This is a genomic window from Streptomyces sp. NPDC056479 (genome assembly GCF_042795335.1).
Classification (GTDB): domain Bacteria; phylum Actinomycetota; class Actinomycetes; order Streptomycetales; family Streptomycetaceae; genus Streptomyces.
This window is the reverse complement of sequence record NZ_JBHTRZ010000001.1, coordinates 1,213,711-1,229,983: the sequence shown is the minus strand read 5'-3', so window position 1 is coordinate 1,229,983 and position 16,273 is coordinate 1,213,711. Positions and strand designations below refer to the sequence as shown.

Below are 16,273 nucleotides of genomic sequence, written 5' to 3'. Positions count from 1 at the left end.
GGTGATGTCCTTCATGCGGTGGTCTCGGCGGAGAGCGAGAGGTCGGACAGGTCGATGCGGCGCAGGGCTCCCGGTCGGCCGTGCTCGACGGCGACCGCGAGGACGTGCCGGGGGCCGGGGTGGATCAGGTCGAACGACCAGCGGGCGTCCGCGCCCGGCTGCTGTGGATCCCGGACGGCGATACGGCCGTTCGGACCGCGTACGACGGTGAAGGTGCCCAGGGCCCGGGTCAGCCCGGTGCCCAGGGCCTTCAGGTACGCCTCCTTCAGCACCCACAGTTCGCCGGCGAGGGCGGCGCGTGTGCCGCGCGCCGCACCGGCGAGCTGGGCCCGCTCGTCCGGGCCCAACCGCCGGCCGAGGTGGACGAGCAGTTCGCCGGAGGCGGCGGTGGGGCCGATGTCGACCCCGCAGCCGCCCCCTTGGGTGACGACGCAGGCGATGAGGCCGTCGTCGTGCGAGAGGTTGAACCGCACCCCGGCGTCGGCCGGTTCGGGCTCCGGCCGGCCGTGGATGCCGCGCCGGAAGCGCCAGTGGTCCACGGGACGGCCGGTGCGCGCGGACAGCGCGTACCGGCACAGCAGCCGCGCGCCGAGGTAACGGCGCCGCGCACCCGGGGTGAGGCGTCGGTCGAGTGCGTGGCGTTCCTCGGGTGTGAGCAGCCGGGTGCCGCCGAGCGCGGCGGCGAAGCCGTCGACGGCCGCTTCGGGCAGCAGCCACAGGAACGCCGGAGCACTGCCGTTCATGGGTTGTCCCCCGGTCCGTGGCGTCTCAGAGGGAGGCGGCGGACTCGTCGGCGGCCCGCTTGGCGAGCGGGAACTGCCAGTAGGAGAACAGCCGGTTGTCCTGGTGGAAGTGGCGCAGGACCTCCATGACCTCGTCGACGACCGCCTGGGAGGTGACCGGCTCATGCGGAAACAGCTGGCGGCGCACCCGCTCCAGCTGGAGCAGCAGCAGCGAGGCGCTGGGCAGCGGTGTGTCCATCGCGTCGCGCGAGTGGACGTAGGTGAGCACGCAGGCGGCGGCCGCGTGCACCAGGCAGTACTCCTTGGCCAGTTCGAACAGTTCCGGCGACTGGGCGTAGTCCTTGCCCAGCGCGGTCTTCAGGGCGGTGGCGCGCTCGCGCAGCGAGGCGGTCCGGCCGACGAGTTCCTCGGCGAGGTCCGCAGCACAGCGCAGCCGGTCGGCCTCGGTGCCCTCCGCCGTCTCGGCGAGGGCGCGCAGCCGGCGCAGCCCGTCGGGCGCGGCCAGCACGGCGTCGTCGCCGGCCCGGCTGAACAGCTCCTGCTTGACCGGCTCGTAGACCGGCAGTTCCCGGTCCATGCCGAAGAGGGTGGCGGCCCGCTCGACGGCGCGCTCACGTGCGCTGTCGTCGGCCTCGGTGGCCTTCTCCAGCAGGCCGGCGAGCTGGTGGCCGAGGTTGCGCAGGTTGACCACGGTGTTGCCGTCGGCGATGTCGGTGATCAGGATGTCGCGGACCATCTTCTGGTGCATGCCGTAGTGCGGGTGGTCGCGCAGGAAGGTGCGCGCGCCGAGGACGACGGTCAGCTGGGACAGCGTCTTCTGCAGCAGGGTCGGCACCTGGTACTTGACCACCGACGACCAGACGCTGATCTGCTCCGGCGCCGCCTGCAGGGCACGTGCGGCACCGAGGACCATGGCGTCGGCGACCATCAGATCGGCGAAGGCCTCCGCCAACTGGCGCCGGGTGTAGGGCACATCGCTGATCCGGTCGCCGAGCAGCACCCGGCGCTCGGCAAAGTCGAGGGCGAGGCGCAGGCTGGTGTCGGCGGCGGAAAGCGCCAGGTGCAGCAGCACCACGCGCGCGGTCTGGCTGGTCTTGAGGGCGATCTCCAGGCCCTGGCCCTCGCGGCCGATCATCGCCGAGTCGGGGACGTACGCCCGCTCCATGCGCACGCCGCTGAGGTCGAGCGCGCGGGTGCCGTAGAGGTCCTCGAAGGGCAGGTCGTCGACGGTACCGGGTTCGGCCCGCCACTTGTCGAGGACGAAGAGCGAGTACGCGGCGGGACCGGGGCGCTTGCCGGTGCGGGCGAAGACGACCATCTTGTCGGCGACGGTGGCGTTGCCGATCGGCCACTTCTCGCCGGTCAGCAGCCAGCCGCCCTCGGTCTTCTCGGCGAGCACCTCGTTGGCGACCAGGTCGCTGCCGTGGGCCCGCTCGGACAGGCCCCAGGACACCGAGCTGCCGCGCTTCATGTCGGCGACCAGTGCGCTGTTCTGCTCGGGGGTGCCGAGGATCCACGCGGGCATGAAGCCGAGGCTGTTGAGGGCGAGGGCGACGGCGGTGGAAGGGTCGCGGCGGGCGACCAGCCGCATCAGGCCGATGCCGGTCTCCACGTTGCCGGCCATGCCGCCGTCGGTGTCGGGCAGGCAGTGCAGATGCAGGCCCCAGCGGCGCAGCAGGGCGACGAACTGGTAGGGGTACTCACCGCGGACGTCGTGGTCCAGGATCTGGGTGAAGGGCATCCGGCTGTTCGGGTCGTGCGGGTCGCCGAGGTACTCCTCCAGCCATGCGGCCAGCACACTCACGTCGGACTTGGACATCGATGAGCTCCTATCGGGTGGTGGCCAGCCGTACGGGCGAAGCGGTGAACAGCCGGTCGCCGTCGCGCAGTTCGAGGACGGTGTCGAGAACGGGGATCAGCAGGTCCCCTTGCCGGCGCGGGTCCACGCCGTCGGCGCGGGCGAGCAGATAGGCCAGGGCGGCGCCGAGCCAGCCGGTGGCGCCGGGCTCGGCGCCGTACAGGGACCGGTCGCGATTGGCGTGCCACAGGTGCAGGCAGCAGGCGGCGGCGTGCAGCCAGGCGTACCGTTCGGCGGCGTCCACCAGGGCGTTGGGGTCGGCTCCGCGCTGCTGCGCGGCCCGGACCAGCTCGCCCAGCCCGGCGACCGCGTCCGCCAACTGCCGTGCCAGTACGCCTGCTTCGCCGAGGTCGTCGGCGACGGCGATGGCGGTCTGCGGCAGTCCGGCGAGGATCGGGTCCGAGCCGCGGGCGAACATGTCCAGCCGGGTGGGATCGTACGGCGGGAGTTCGGCGTCCAGCGTGAAGACGCTCTCCACGGCCGCCGGGTCCGGCTCGGCCTTGCCGTCCGTGAGGGTGGGCAACTGACCTGCGAACGAACGGAGGTTGGCGAGGGTGCTGGCGTCGATGACGCGGACCACGGCCGAGTCGCGCTGAAGCTTCTGGAACAGCGCGGCGCCCTGCTCGCCCTCGCGCAGTACCGAGCGGGTGGCGAGGACGGTGCCGCAGCGACGGATCAGTTCGTCGGTGGCCTCGGCGACCACGTGCTTGGCGGACAGCGCCCACACGCTGAACGCCTCCGGCACCACGTGCACGCCACGCGCCGCGCTGAGCGCCACCGCGTCGGCGGCCAGCAGCGCCGCGGACGCGACGGCCAACTCCCGTCGGGGCCACGGGGATCCGGTGAGCCGGGTGCGGCCGATGCGGCGTTCGGCGGCGAAGTCCAGGGCGAGACGTACGGCGGTGTCGGCGATGCCGAGGCTGCCGGCCATGCTCATCAGGCGGACCGCCTGCTGGGCCTTGACGGCTGCTTCAAGTCCCGTGCCCTGCTTGCCGACCAGTGCCTCGGACGGCACCGGGGTGTCGTGGAAGCGCAAGGTGGCGAGGTCGATGCCGCGCATGCCTCCGGTGCGCGGGGCGGGCACCCGCTCCAGTTGTTCCTGCGGGATGCCGGCGGTCTCCAACAGGACCGCGGAGAAGGCGCCGGGGCCGCGTTCGCCGGTCCGGGCGATGACGTAGACCGCCTCGGCGCGCAGGCCGAGGCCGACCAGCCACTTCTCGCCGCTGAGTACGCCGTCCTCGCTCAGCCGCACCTCATTGGTGAGCAGGTCGCTGCCGTGGGCGGCCTCGGTGAGGGCGAAGGCCACGGCGCCGCCCCCGCGCAGGATCTCGGCCGCCCGCAACTGCTGCTCCAGGCTGCCGTGCACCTGCAGACAGGTCGCGGCGATGATGCTGAACATCGTGCCGGGCATGATGTTGACGTCCCGGCGGGCCGCGGACCGGACCAGGGTGAGGCTGCGGTCGAAGGACTCGAAGGTGCCGCCCCACTCCTGGGGCAGGTAGTTGAGGTGGAACCCGGCCCGCACCAGCTCCGCGCACAGCTCCTCGGGGAAGGCGTCGTGTTCGTCGCGGGCGACGGCGGCGGCGAAGCCGTACGGGTTGGCGTCGTCGGCGGGATCGCCGAGCCGCTGCTCAAGCCGCTCGGGGGTGAGCGCGCTCATCACAGCGCCACCGAGGGTCCGTGGGCCGGGCTCTCCAGCGGCACCGGCCGGTAGTCGGCGGCGGTCGGCGGGATGGTCACGCCGGCGGTGCGCAGCTGGGCGAGCCGGGTGTGGAAGGCGGCGCCGCGCATCAGGTGGTGGGCCACGTCCGCGACCCGGCGGTTGCCCGGCGTCTTCAGGTAGCTGCCGGTCACCCAGTCGTTGAAGCTGCCCATCGCCGGGCCGCACCAGACCTGGTAGTCCATGGTGCGGCCCTCGTCGCCGGTGACCGCCCAGCGTGAGGACATGCCCAGGTACCAGCGGAAGACCAGCGCCATCCGTCGCTTGGGGCTGCCCTGGGCGCGGGCGAGCTGCTCGGGGTCGCGGCGGGTGAAGTAGGTGACGCACTCCTGCCAGACGTCCTCCAGGGAGCGGCGGAAGATCTGCTGCTCCAGGCGGGCACGGTCGGCCGGCGGGATCGACTCCAGGCCGTCGCAGCTCTGGTAGAGCTCGTACAGGCGCTTGGCCCGCATCGGGAAGAGCGTGCCCTTCTTCAGCACCTGGAGTTCGACGCCCATCTCGAACATGTCGGCGGCCGGGGCCATCTCGCAGTCGGCGATGCCTGCCTCGGCGAGCATCGCCTTGGACTTGGCGGAGGCGCCGGACTCCAGGCAGGACTGGTTGACGGAGCCGGTCACGACGTAGGCGGCGCCCATCGCGAACGCCGCCGCCACCGCCACGGGTGTGCCGAGGCCGCCGCCCGCGCCGACCCGGACCGGGACGGCGTAGCGGAACTCGCGCTGCACGCTGTCGCGCAGCCGCAGGATGGACGGCAGCAGCGCGGGCAGCGGACGCCGGTCGGTGTGGCCGCCGGAGTCCGCTTCCACGGTGATGTCGTCCGCCAGCGGCAGATGGTGGGCGAGCGCGGCCTGCTCGGAGGTGATCAGACCCTGTTCCAGCAGAGCGCTGACCACCGGGGCCGGGGCCGGGCGCATGAAGCGCTCGGCGGTCTCGGTCCGGGAGATCTTGGCGATCAGCCGGTTGTCGGCGACCACCCGGCCGTCCGCGTCCCGGCGCAGTCCGGCCAGCCGGTAGCGCACCACGTGCGGGGTGAGGTCCATGTACGCGGAGGCCTCCACGCAGCGCACACCGTGCCGCAGGAACAGCTCGACGGCCTCCCGCTCCAGCCGGTCCTCGCTGGGGCTGTGGATCAGATTGACCGCGTACGGCAGTCCGGGGATCTCGGCGGCGAACCGGGCCAGGGTGCGCTCGATGGTCTCGGGCAGCAGTCCGGCCGCGCCGAAGGAGGCGAGGAAGCCCTCCCTGGCCAGGGCGATCACCATGTCGGCGGAGGCGATCCCGCCGGCCATGGCCCCGGCCATATAGGGCTGGGCGACGCCGTGCGCGGCGCGGAAAGCGGCCGAGCCGAGGCGCTCGGGCGGCAAGGGCTGGGCGGCGGCGAGCAGCGGCAGGCCTTCGCCCTGGGCGGTGGCGAAGCCGCCGGAGGCCGCGCCGATGCCCTCCGGGGTGATGACGATGAAACAGGGCTGGTCCAGATCGGCCAGCGCCTGGTAGATCCCGGCCGGATCCGTGGCGGGGTACCGGTCTCCGTACCAGCGGAGAGGGGTGTCGCGGATGTCCATGGTGAAAAGAAGCTCCTTGGCTGGGCGGCGGGTGCGGGTGGGGCCTGTGCCGGGCCAAGAGGAACTTCCGGCACAGGCCCCGCCGTCACGCCTCGGCGGAACGGACCTCGATGGCCACGTCGGTCAGTTCGTAGATGCGCAGGCCCGGCTTCCACAGGTCGGCGTCGCCGATGACCAGCAGCCGGCCGTCCTCGCGGCGGACCTCCTTGACGTGCACGTCGAAGAAGAGCTCCTTGTCGTGGCGCAGGATCTGGCCGCGGTACTTCCAGGACATCTCGACGTCGGTGGCCATCGCGAAACGGGGCCGCTCCATGCCGTCGGCGAGGTTCTGGTCGAGCACGAACAGCCTGAGGGCCTGCAGGACTGCCTCGACGCCGAGGGAGCCGGGCATCACCGGGTCGCGGTGGAAGTGGCAGTCGAAGTACCACTCGTCGGGCCGGATGGCCCGGTAGCCGTGCAGATGGCCCTGGCCGTGCCGGCCGCCGTCGGTGACCAGATCGACGCGGTCGACGAGCGCGAACTTGTCGCCGGGCAGATGCAGATGGCCGCCGCTCGGGTCGGTGAACGCCGGGGCGCCCTCCGGGAGTTCGATACGGCGGACTCGGGCGGCGTCCGGCTTCTCGGTCTCCAGCCAGGGGGCCACGTACTGGCCGTTGTCGAGGCCGACCTGGTTGGCGAGGGCCGCGGCGCTGAAGTAGCCGAAGAGGGACTCGCCGGTGTAGAAGACCTCGCCGTCGGCGGAGAGTTCGTAGCTGAAGTTCTGCAGGACCGCGCCATGGACGGCGCTGGTCATCAGCAGCTTGGAGTGGTGGCGGATGGTCTTGCCGCGCAGGTCGATGTCCTTGACCAGAGTGGCGCGGCCGTCGAGGTTGCGGATCGCGTACTGCTCGTCGGTGTTCTTCAGCGTGGCGCCGAGGTAGTAGCCGAGGAAGATCGCCGCCTGGAGGGAGGACTCCATGTAGATGGCGTTGGGCATGTGCGGGAAGGAGTTCTGCTCGTAGTACCAGGCGTCGCCCGGGGAGTCGTACTCGGTGACCATCTCCGAGCCGGGCGACAGGTCGCCGCGGGTGCCCTTGAGGGACATGACGCGGTCGACGAACTGGAAGTCGCCGTTGGGGATGTAGGGGGCGCGGCTCTCGCGGTAGACCTCGAACTCCGGGCCCATCGCCATGTCGAGGAGGCCCTTGGCGGCGTGCGCGAGGTGCAGCTCGTTGATCATCGCGGGTTCGCCGGAGCGGTTGCGGCGGCCGAGGAACTCCGGGATGCCGCCGGCCTCGGGACGGTAGGGCGAGCCCTCTTTCTCGCGCACCTGCAGGCCGAGGTTCTTCATCCGGATGACGGGCTTGTCGCCGAGGTAGATCAGAACGTCGGCGATGACCGTGGCGCGCGGCAGGAGCGTCAGCTCCATGACCTCGACCTCGTAGCGGATCTCCTCGTGGGCCTGGGTGATCTGGCCGCGGACCTGGACCTCGATCGGGGTGTCCGTGACGCACTGGAACCGGGCGTCGGGAAGGGTGAGGTGCATGCCCTGGTGCAGCAGGTAGATCTGCAGCAGCTGGACGGCGCCCTCGGCGACCAGCGAGCCGGCCAGTACGTGGTCGTCGGGGAAGTGGCAGATGAAGTACCAGGCGTCGGGCTGCAGCTTCTTGATGGCGCTGAGCGTGCCGAGTCCGCGCGGGCCGCCCTTGCGGTCGATGACGACATCGTCGACCATTCGCAGCTTCTCGTCGGGCAGTCGCAGCGCCGGGTTGATGCCCGGGTCCTGGGCGTGGTCCGGGCCGAAGACGTCGCCGGGCCGGCCCTGGGCGAGCAGGTCCAGGTCCTCGCGGGTGAGGTGGTTCTTCTCGGTGTACGCCAGCGGCTTGAAGTAGCCGCGGGGCAGCTGGGCGCGGGCGGCCTTCTCCTTCTCGGTCATCACCACGCCGAGCGGGGTCTCGAGCTCCGCCTGGCTGAAGAACCCGGCGCAGGCGTCGTGCAGTTCGAGGATCAGCTGGCCGTCGGCGTAGCACTTGTAGCTGAAGAAGAAGAGCGTGGTGTCGCCCTGGTGCACGAAGCGGTCGATGGAGATGTCGTAGCGCAGGGTCTGGCCGACGCGGGGCAGGTTGCCGCGGAAGATCAGGGTGCTGTCGAGCAGCCGGTAGACCCGCTCACCCTTGTTGCGGAAGTCGATGCCGAGGTAGCTGACCAACAGCAGGTCGCACTGGCCGGCCTCGACGGTGACGGCCGGCGGGACACCACCGTCGACGGCGTACCAGGCGTCCTCGGGGACGTCGTACTCCGTGGTGATGGTGGCGGGCTTGAACTCCCCTGTCTTCCCGTCCATCGCGGTCACGCGGGAGACGAAGTGGTACGGCGGTGCGGGCAGCCGGACGCGCTTGGCGTAGCCGTCGATCACGCCGAACTCCGGGCCGAAGACCTTGGCGACGGAGCCGACGGCGAACTCGAGGAGGTCGGCCTCGTCCCAGATGACGCCTTCCTTGACGTCCTTCTCGGCGTTGCCGTGCGAGTCGGCGGCCGGGGTGGCGGGCGTGCTCGGGGCGGCCGTGGGCAGGGCCGGGGCGGGGGGCGCCGGGGGCAGGGTGGGCCGGGGTGCGGGGGCGGGCGGGGCGACGCGCTCCGCGTGGACGGTCGTCTCGATTGCCGGCTGCGGGCCGGCGCCGTCCAGGAGGCCCTCCATGCGGCTGAGCGCGGCCGACTGAAGGACGTGCTGGGTCTCCATCACCACCGAGTGGGTGGCCACCATCTGACGGCGCATCTCCCGCACGATGTCGGCGGCGACGGCTGCGGACATCCGTCCGTCCCGGTGCGTGGTGGGTCCGGCCGGGGCGGACTGCGGCAGGACCGGGGCCGTCGGGGCGGGCGGCGGCACGGCGGCGGGCGTGCCGTCCGGCGTGTCGGGTGTCCAGGGCAGGTACGAGATGGGGGTGCCGTCGAAGGTGATGACCTCGGCGTCGGCGAGGGTCGGGTCTGCGGGCATGAGGGCTGAGTCCTCCGGCGGTACGGACGGGACGGGAGCGGGCACCGAGGGGGCCGCGACGGGATGCGGGGCGGGCGCGGAGGCCGGCGGGAGCGCGGCCGCGGGACCGATGCCCGGCACGGTCGGGTTTCCGGCGGAGGGGGACGCCGAGGCGGATGCTGTCGGGGCCGGACGGGTGTCGGCGGGCGGGACGGCGGGACGGGTCGCCGCGGTCATGGCCGGCAGCGAGGCGGATGAGGTGGGCGCGGCGGCTGACCGAGAGGTGCCGGACACATCGGCCATCGCCGTCGTCGCCGAGGCGGCCACGGGGGGCGTCGTCCCGGCCGGCGTGGCGAGTTCGCGGGCGATGCGGGACGGTGCCGGGTCCGCGCCGCCCACGCGGAAGCGGGTGGGGCGGGCCGGGCGGGCCGGGACGCGTTCGGCGGCCGGGGCCAGGAGCACCCCCAGGTCGACGTCGAGGCCGTGGGCCGTGAGTCTGGCGGCGAGTTGGGCGATGGACTTCGTGGCGGCGACGCCCCGGCGGTCGACCGGCGCGGCGACGTGCGCCGACTCGCCGAGGGTCTCGCGGACCCAGCGGGAGCAGGTGGCGCTGGGTCCGACCTCCAGGAAATAGCGGAAGCCGCGCTCGTAGGCGCCGCGCACCAGCCGCGGGAAGTCGATCGGGGACCGCAGGGTGTGCGCGATGCGGCGGGCGATCTCCTTCCGGTCCAGCGCGGGCAGCGGCTCGTAGTCGTAGGCGCTGAGCAGTTCGAGGTCCCCGAAGGAGCCCGTCGGGTAGTCGTTGAGACCGGCCAGACCGTCGAACTCGGCGTCCACCACCGGGCAGTGCATGACCGCGTTGACGGGCGAGCGCGCCGCGGGGCAGTCGAGTTCCTTGATCAGGGCGCGGCACTGGGCCGGGTCGCCCGCGATGACCAGCTCGGCCGGGGTGTTGACGTGCGTGAGGTGCACGCGGCCGTAGCGGGGCAGCACGGCCCGCACCGACTCCGCGTCGGTGAGCAGCACATGGCTGGCCCACACATCGGAGTCCCTTGTGACGTCGGGCAGTTGCCACGCCTCGCGCACCGTGCGGCGCGGCCCGCACAGCCGGTCCTTGAAGATCGGGGTGTTGCTGATCAGGGCGTCGTCGCGGCCCTCCGGCTGCCAGCCGCCGGTGGCGAACAGCATGCTCGACTCGCCGAGGCTGTAGCCGAATCCGCCGTGCGCGGTGATGCCGAGGACGTCGCGGACGAGGTCGGTGTAGAGGATCGCGAAGCTGGTGCCGGTGGCGAGCATGAACGGGGTGTCCTCGCCCAGCCCCGCCTCAAGGCCCATCAACTCCCTTCGCCCCAGGGCTGCTTGGGAGCGGGGGTACAGCGCGGCGGCCCGCAGGTGGCGCTCCGGCGCGTCCGCCTGGGCCTCGAAGCGCTCCAGCAGTCCGGGGAAGGCGCGGAACAGGTCCTGCCCGAGGCCGGGATAGGAGTTGAAGGCACCCGGGTAGACGAGCGCGACCTTCCCCTCGGGGCCGATCGGGCGGGCGGTGAAGCAGCTGCCGGCCGGGGTGGTCCACTCGCCGCCCGAGGCGTGCACGACGGGCAGATCCCGTGCGGCGAGGTCGAGTTGGGCGCGCAGCTCGGCGCGGTCGCGTCCGACGAGCACCGCCCGCAGCGTGCGGCCGGGGAGCTCTCCGGCCGCCTCGCGGGCGAGGGTGTACGGGTCGGCGTCCCCGGCGAGCAGTTCCCGGTGCCTTTCGATCGCGGTGAGCAGTCCGTCGAAGGAGTCGGCGGACAGCGGGAGGACGACGGGGCCGCCGGCCCGCTGCCAGTCGCCGGCCGCGAGGGTGCCGCGGGTCGCCTCGGCGGACAGCACGAGGTGGCCGTGGGCACCGGACGCGCCGATGAAGCCGACGGCCGCGTACCGGCGCGAGCCGGCCCTGCGGCGCAGCCAGGGGCGGGAGGCGTCCGGCACGTACAGGGCGGAGGACGCGAAGGTGTCGGCGAGTTCGGCGTCCGGGCGGCTCCAGCCGCTGGTGCCGGGCAGGTAGCCGTGGTGCAGACAGAGCACGGTCCGGATGAGCCCGGCCATGGTGGCCGCGCAACCGGCGTCGCCGATCTGCGCCTTGGCGCTGCCGAGCGCGACCCGGCCGGTGCTGCCCGCCGGGCCTTCGGGGTCGGCGGCCGCCGGGTACACCTGTGCGAGTCCGGCGATCTCCGCCCGGTCCTCGGCGGGTGTGCCGCCCGCGTGGGCCTCCACGTAGCCGATGTCCTCGGCCGTGACCCCGGCCGCGGTCAGCGCAGCCTCGGCGGCGGCCGCGTAGGTGTCGGCGTCGGCCTCGGGCACCTGGCCGTCCACGGGCGCCGCGTGCCGGATCGCGACCGCGTCGAGGCGCGCGTACACGGGGGTGGCGGCCTCGCCGGGGCGGGTGACGACGATCGCGCCGGCGCCCTCGCCGATGCGGCGGCCGCGGCTGTTCTCGCCGAAGGTGAGCCCGGCCTCGGCGACCACGTCGGGCCGCAGCAGCAGGTTCTCGGCGGAGCCGGCCAGGTCGACGGCGCCGACCAGGACGGCCTCGATGCCCGGGTCGAGCAGCAGCAGCCGGGCCACCTCAAGGGCCTCGGCGGTGGCCGAACCGTCGGAGGAGACGGTGAAGGACGGGCCGGTCAGGTTCCACAGGGAGGAGATGCGGCTGGCCATCACGTTGCCGATGTAGCTGAGCACCTCGTTGGCGACGATCGGGTCGACCACCGCGTCCCGGCCGGCCGCGGTCAGCCGGGCCAGCTCCTCCTCGTCGACCTGGACCCCGGCGCGCGCGAACTCCTGGCGCACGAAGGCCCCGAGACCGAAGCGGGTGATCCTCAGGTGGGTGGTGGGCTCCGTCTCCATGCCGACGACGACCGCGATGCGGCGCGCCTTCGGGGCGCTCTCGCCCTTGGGTACGGCCCTGCTGTAGCCGGCGTCGTGCAGGGCCTCGTCGGCGACCTTGATGGCCAGGGCGTGCTGGAGGTTGTAGGTACGCAGGTCGGCGGGCGGGATCTTCAGGTCGATCGGGTCGATGCCGAGCCCGTCGACGAAGGCGCCGTGCGGCAGCGCGTCGGGCGAGACGCCGGCGCCGTGCTGGAGGGAGCCGCCGCGGGTCTGGTCGAGGCCGCGCCAGCGCCGTTCGGGCAGCGGGATCAGCGCGTCCTGCCCGGTGTGCACGGCGCGCTCGTAGGCGTCGAGGGAGTCGAAGGAGCCGTAGTGCGCGCCGAGTCCGGCGATGTCGAGGGCCGGTACGGGCGTCTTGGCGGCCGGGGCGTCGGCCGTGACGGCGTGCGCGGCGGCGTCCGTGGCGGTGTGCGCGGTGGCGTCCGGTGCGGACAGCACGACGTGTGCGTTGGTGCCTCCGAAGCCGAACGCGGAGACCGCCGCGCGGCGCGGTCCGTCGCCCTCGGGCCAGTCACGGCCGGTGCGGACGAGGGCGTCCGGGCCGACCTGCCCGTCCTTGGAGCTGACGGGCTGCGCAACGCCGGTCGTCGGCGGGATGTGGCCGTGCCCCATGGCCAGGATGACCTTGAGCATGCTGCTGAGGCCGGCCACGGTGAGCAGGTGGCCGATGTTGCCCTTGACGGAACCGATCAGCGGGACGTGGCCGGCCGCGCCGAAGAAATCGGCCACGGACTGCGCCTCGGTGGCGTCGCCGATGGGTGTGCCGGTGGCGTGGCATTCCAGGTAGTCGACGGCCGTCGGCTCGATCCCGGCCTGCTCGTAGGCGAGTTGGTAGGAGCCGAGCTGGCCCGAGCCCTGCGGCACGAGCAGGTGACGGCCGCTGCCGTCATTGGTGAGGCCGATGCCGTCGACGACGGCGTGGATGCGATCGCCGTCGCGCACCGCGTCCGCGAGCCGCTTGACGGCGACCATGCCGGCGCCCTGCCCGGTGAGGATGCCGCCGGATTTGGCGTCGAAGGGCTGGCTGAAGCCGTCGCGCGGGTAGGCGCCCAGGTCGCCGAAGGACAGGTGGATGAGGGTCGGGTCGGGTGCGCAGACGCCGCCGGCCAGGACGAGATCGGCCTGTCCGGCGGCGAGGTGGTCGCAGGCCAGCTTCAGCGCGTACAGGGCGGAGGAGCAGGCCGCGTCGAGGGCGTAGCGAGGGCCGCCCAGGCCGAGCGCGGCGGCGGTGACCCCGGCCGGGGAGCCGCTGACCCGCAGGTCCTCGGCGTTGAGGCGGGCGAGGTCGATACGGTCGTCGGCGTGGGCGAGCGCGCCGAGCGGCGGGTGTCCGGCCCGGCGCAGCCCCTCCAGCACGGCCTCCTGCACCAGGGGCACGCTGACCTCGGCCGAAGTGGGCGTCGGGAAGGAGTAGTTGCCCAGGATCAGGCCGGTGCGGGCCAGGATCTCCGGGCGGCCTTCGTGTCCGCTGTCGCGCAGCACCTCTCTGGCCACGTGCAGGGACCAGTGGAAGATCCGGTCGAGTCCGGCGAGGTGGGCGGCATCGAGCAGATAGCCGTCGGGGTCGAAGGCGAAGTCGGTGATGAAGCCGCCCCGGCGGCAGTAGATCTCGTGCTGCGGGTCCATGTCGCGGGGCTCGGGCGTCTGGCCGAAGACCTCCTCGCCTCCCTCGCGGCGGCTGTCGGCGCCGGAGTGGAGGTTGTGCCAGAACTCGGCGGGCGTCTCCGCGCCTGGGAACAGGCAGGAGAGGCCGACTATGGCGTACTTGCTCATGAGAGCTCTCGGGTCCCTTCTGACGGGCGGTCGGCCCGGACGGTGGCAGGGTGAGGAACCGTCCGGGCCGACCCGATCGCTTGCGCTGGCTGTGTCGATCGCGGCTCCGCCGCGCAGAACGCGGCGAAGCGGTATCAGCCGCTGATGAACTTGGCCGCCAGCTGCGGGGCCGAGACCACGCGGACACCGTCGAACCGGGCCAGCACCGTTCCGTCGGGGGCGCAGGCGGTGATGGTGAGCGACGCGGTGGTGGAGGTGCTGCCCTTGGCGGGCTCGACGGCGATCAGGAAGGGCGCGCCGTCGGGCAGCGGGTGGTGCAGTTCGGCGCGGGCCACCCCGAGGGGCAGGGACGCGCTGTCGCGGAACAGCCGGACCCAGACCAGGCCCGCCTGGAGCAGCAGGTCGGCGGTGCCGGGCGCGAACCGGGAGCCGCCGAACGCGCCGCCCTCGGGCCGGAGTTCGGCCAGCTCGCACTGCAGGACCAGCCGCGCCTCGTCCTCGGCCAGGATGCGGCGGATACCGCGCAGGGCCGGGCCGTGGAAGAGGGTGCCGTCGGTGTAGAGGGCGTCGGCGTCCCGTCCGCCGCCGAGGGCCGGCAGGCCGGTGACGGTGGCGGGGGCCGGTGCGCCGCCGGGGGCGACCACGGCCGCGTAGTGCGGGCGTACGGCGCCCTTGGCGTCGGTGGAGCGGATGGCGACCTGGACCGTTCCGCCGGCCGGGCTCATGGTCAGGGCGAGCCGGTCGGGCTGGGTGCCGTCGAAGACGATGCCCTTGTGGACCTCGAAGTCCCTCACCTGCCGCACCTCGGTGCCGGCGCCGCGCTCGACCGCGCCGATCGCCCAGCCGAGGGCGACGACCGCGGGCAGCACCGGGGCCTCGCCGATCACGTGCTCGGTGACGATCGGGTGACCGGGCAGGGCATCGAGTTCGCGCTCGACGGTCACCGGGCCGGTGGCGGCGGGGCGCTCGGGCTCCGACAGGGGCGTCGTCGGGCCGAGGACCGTCACCACGTCGGCGGCACGCTCGTGGGCGAACTGCTCGGTGAACAGCCGGGCGCCGGTATCCACCGGGATCAGGGTGATGCCGCGCTCCCGGAAGACGGCCTTGATCTCCGGGGAGACCATGCCGCTGTCCCAGGCGCCCCAGTTCAGCGAGGTGACGCGGGTGGCCGGGTGGCGCTGCTTGAAGGAGGAGGCCCAGGCGTTGAGGACCTCGTTGGCCATCGCGTAGTCGGACTGGCCGCGGTTGCCGAAGAACCCGGCGACCGAGGAGAACAGGACCACGTGGCGCAGCCGGTCGGCGTCGAGCGCCTCGGCCACGGTGCGCAGGCCTGCCAGCTTCGGTGCGAAGACCCGCTCGATCTCGGAGGCCTTCTTGTTGGCGATGAGCTGGTCGGCCAGGACTCCGGCGCCGTGCACCAGGCCGGTGACGCGCTCCTTGTACGGGGCGAGGGCGGCGGCCATGGCGGTGGCGTCGGTGATGTCGGCGGCGAGGTACTCGACGGTGCTGCCGGCCGCGCGTATGCCGGCGAGCGTGGAGCGGATCTCGCGGGCGCCGGTCACGGCGCGGAAGAGCTGCTCGACTCGCTTCGGGGTGGGCTTCTCGCCGGACGCCTTCAGCTGCGCGGCGGCGGCGGCCTTCAGGCCGGCATCCTCGACGCCCTGCGCCCAGGTCGGCTCGTCCTCCAGGGGAGTACGACCGAGCAGGAGCAGTCCGGGCTGGTGGCGCCTGGCCAGTTCGGCGATGCAGGAGGCGGTGATGCCGCGTCCGCCGCCGGTGACGACGATCAGGTCGTCGGAGGTGAGGGCGGGGATGTCGGCCGCCGCCGGGTGCAGCGGCTGCTCGGCGAGGCCGAGTCCGACGCGGCGGGTGCCGTCGTGCCCGGCCTGCGTGGCGTCGGTGGCCGCGTCCTGCGTCTCGGCCAGCACCAGAGCGGCACCGGTCTCCGCGGTGAGCTCGGGGGCCAGGTCGACGGACCGGCAGAACAGCCGGGGTGCCTCGACGGCCAGGGTCTTGACCAGGCCGGCCACGCCCGCGGCCGGGACGAGGTTCTCGGCGACGCCGGTGAGTCCGAAGGCGCCGTCGAGGCGGGTGACGGTGACGAAGGCCGCGCGGCCGGCGTCGGCCGCGGTGTCCAGTGCCTCGACCGCGTGCTTGGCCACGAGCAGCGTGTGGGCGAGGCGGCGGGTGCCCGCGGCGAAGTCGTCGTGGTGCGCGGCGGAGAGGTCGAGGACCAGGCTGATCCGGTCGGCGAGGACGAGTTCCATCTGCTCGGCGAGTTCGGTCACCCCCCAGCCGGACAGGGAGTGGTCCTTGACGGCGCTGATGCGCTGGGCCACGCCGGGCAGTCGCAGCACGTGCACTCGCGTGCCCGTCTCGGTGAGTCGGCCGGCCAGCGCGGTCGCCAGCTCCGAGCCGTCGTCCACGATCAGCGCGCCGGAACCCTTGGGGAAGGCGTCCACCAGCCGGTCGGGCGTGGGCAGTTCGACGAGCGCGGCCTGTGCGCGGCCGATGCCGCCGTCGGGCTGCTCGTCGCGGGCGGGCTCTGTGGCAGCAGGGGCTGTGACAGCGGCGGCCTGCGTGCCGGCGTCGCCCGAGCCGCCGGACATGAAGTCGACGATGTGACGCAGCGTGCGCAGCTCGGCGAGCTGCTCGGGACCAGCGGCGACACCGGAACCGAACTTCTCCTGCATCACACCCATGATCTCGACCCGCTTGATCGAGTCGATCCCCAGA

At 73.1% G+C, this 16,273-nt stretch carries 6 protein-coding genes; all 6 read right to left on the bottom strand.

Annotated elements, in window-relative coordinates:
• Positions 1–11: 11 nt before the first annotated feature.
• Positions 12–743, bottom strand: coding sequence for a 4'-phosphopantetheinyl transferase family protein (locus ACFQ6S_RS05335; RefSeq protein ID WP_383403789.1), 732 nt, complete (start codon positions 741–743; stop codon positions 12–14).
• 25 nt (positions 744–768) lie between these two features.
• Positions 769–2,562, bottom strand: coding sequence for an acyl-CoA dehydrogenase family protein (locus tag ACFQ6S_RS05330; protein ID WP_383403786.1), 1,794 nt, complete (start codon positions 2,560–2,562; stop codon positions 769–771).
• Positions 2,563–2,572: 10 nt separating this feature from the next.
• Positions 2,573–4,261 carry an acyl-CoA dehydrogenase family protein gene (locus ACFQ6S_RS05325; protein WP_383403784.1) on the bottom strand — a complete coding sequence of 563 codons (1,689 nt, stop codon included), beginning with the start codon at positions 4,259–4,261 and terminating at the stop codon, positions 2,573–2,575.
• Positions 4,261–5,883, bottom strand: coding sequence for a PfaD family polyunsaturated fatty acid/polyketide biosynthesis protein (locus ACFQ6S_RS05320; protein ID WP_383403781.1), 1,623 nt, complete (start codon positions 5,881–5,883; stop codon positions 4,261–4,263). The genes ACFQ6S_RS05325 and ACFQ6S_RS05320 overlap by 1 nt, the downstream gene beginning before the upstream one ends.
• An 85-nt stretch (positions 5,884–5,968) precedes the next feature.
• Positions 5,969–13,537, bottom strand: a complete 7,569-nt coding sequence (locus ACFQ6S_RS05315) for a beta-ketoacyl synthase N-terminal-like domain-containing protein (protein WP_383403778.1) — start codon at positions 13,535–13,537, stop codon at positions 5,969–5,971.
• 134 nt (positions 13,538–13,671) lie between these two features.
• Positions 13,672–16,273: SDR family NAD(P)-dependent oxidoreductase (locus tag ACFQ6S_RS05310; RefSeq protein ID WP_383403775.1), on the bottom strand; the 2,602-nt coding region annotated here is incomplete at its 5' end.

Bases quoted from the DNA above. Each gene is read 5' to 3' on its own strand.
- ACFQ6S_RS05330 (WP_383403786.1), bottom strand. From the start codon at position 2,562: ATGTCCAAGTCCGACGTGAGTGTGCTGGCCGCATGGCTGGAGGAGTAC.
- ACFQ6S_RS05320 (WP_383403781.1), bottom strand. From the start codon at position 5,883: ATGGACATCCGCGACACCCCTCTCCGCTGGTACGGAGACCGGTACCCC.
- ACFQ6S_RS05325 (WP_383403784.1), bottom strand. From the start codon at position 4,261: ATGAGCGCGCTCACCCCCGAGCGGCTTGAGCAGCGGCTCGGCGATCCC.
- ACFQ6S_RS05315 (WP_383403778.1), bottom strand. From the start codon at position 13,537: ATGAGCAAGTACGCCATAGTCGGCCTCTCCTGCCTGTTCCCAGGCGCG.
- ACFQ6S_RS05335 (WP_383403789.1), bottom strand. From the start codon at position 743: ATGAACGGCAGTGCTCCGGCGTTCCTGTGGCTGCTGCCCGAAGCGGCC.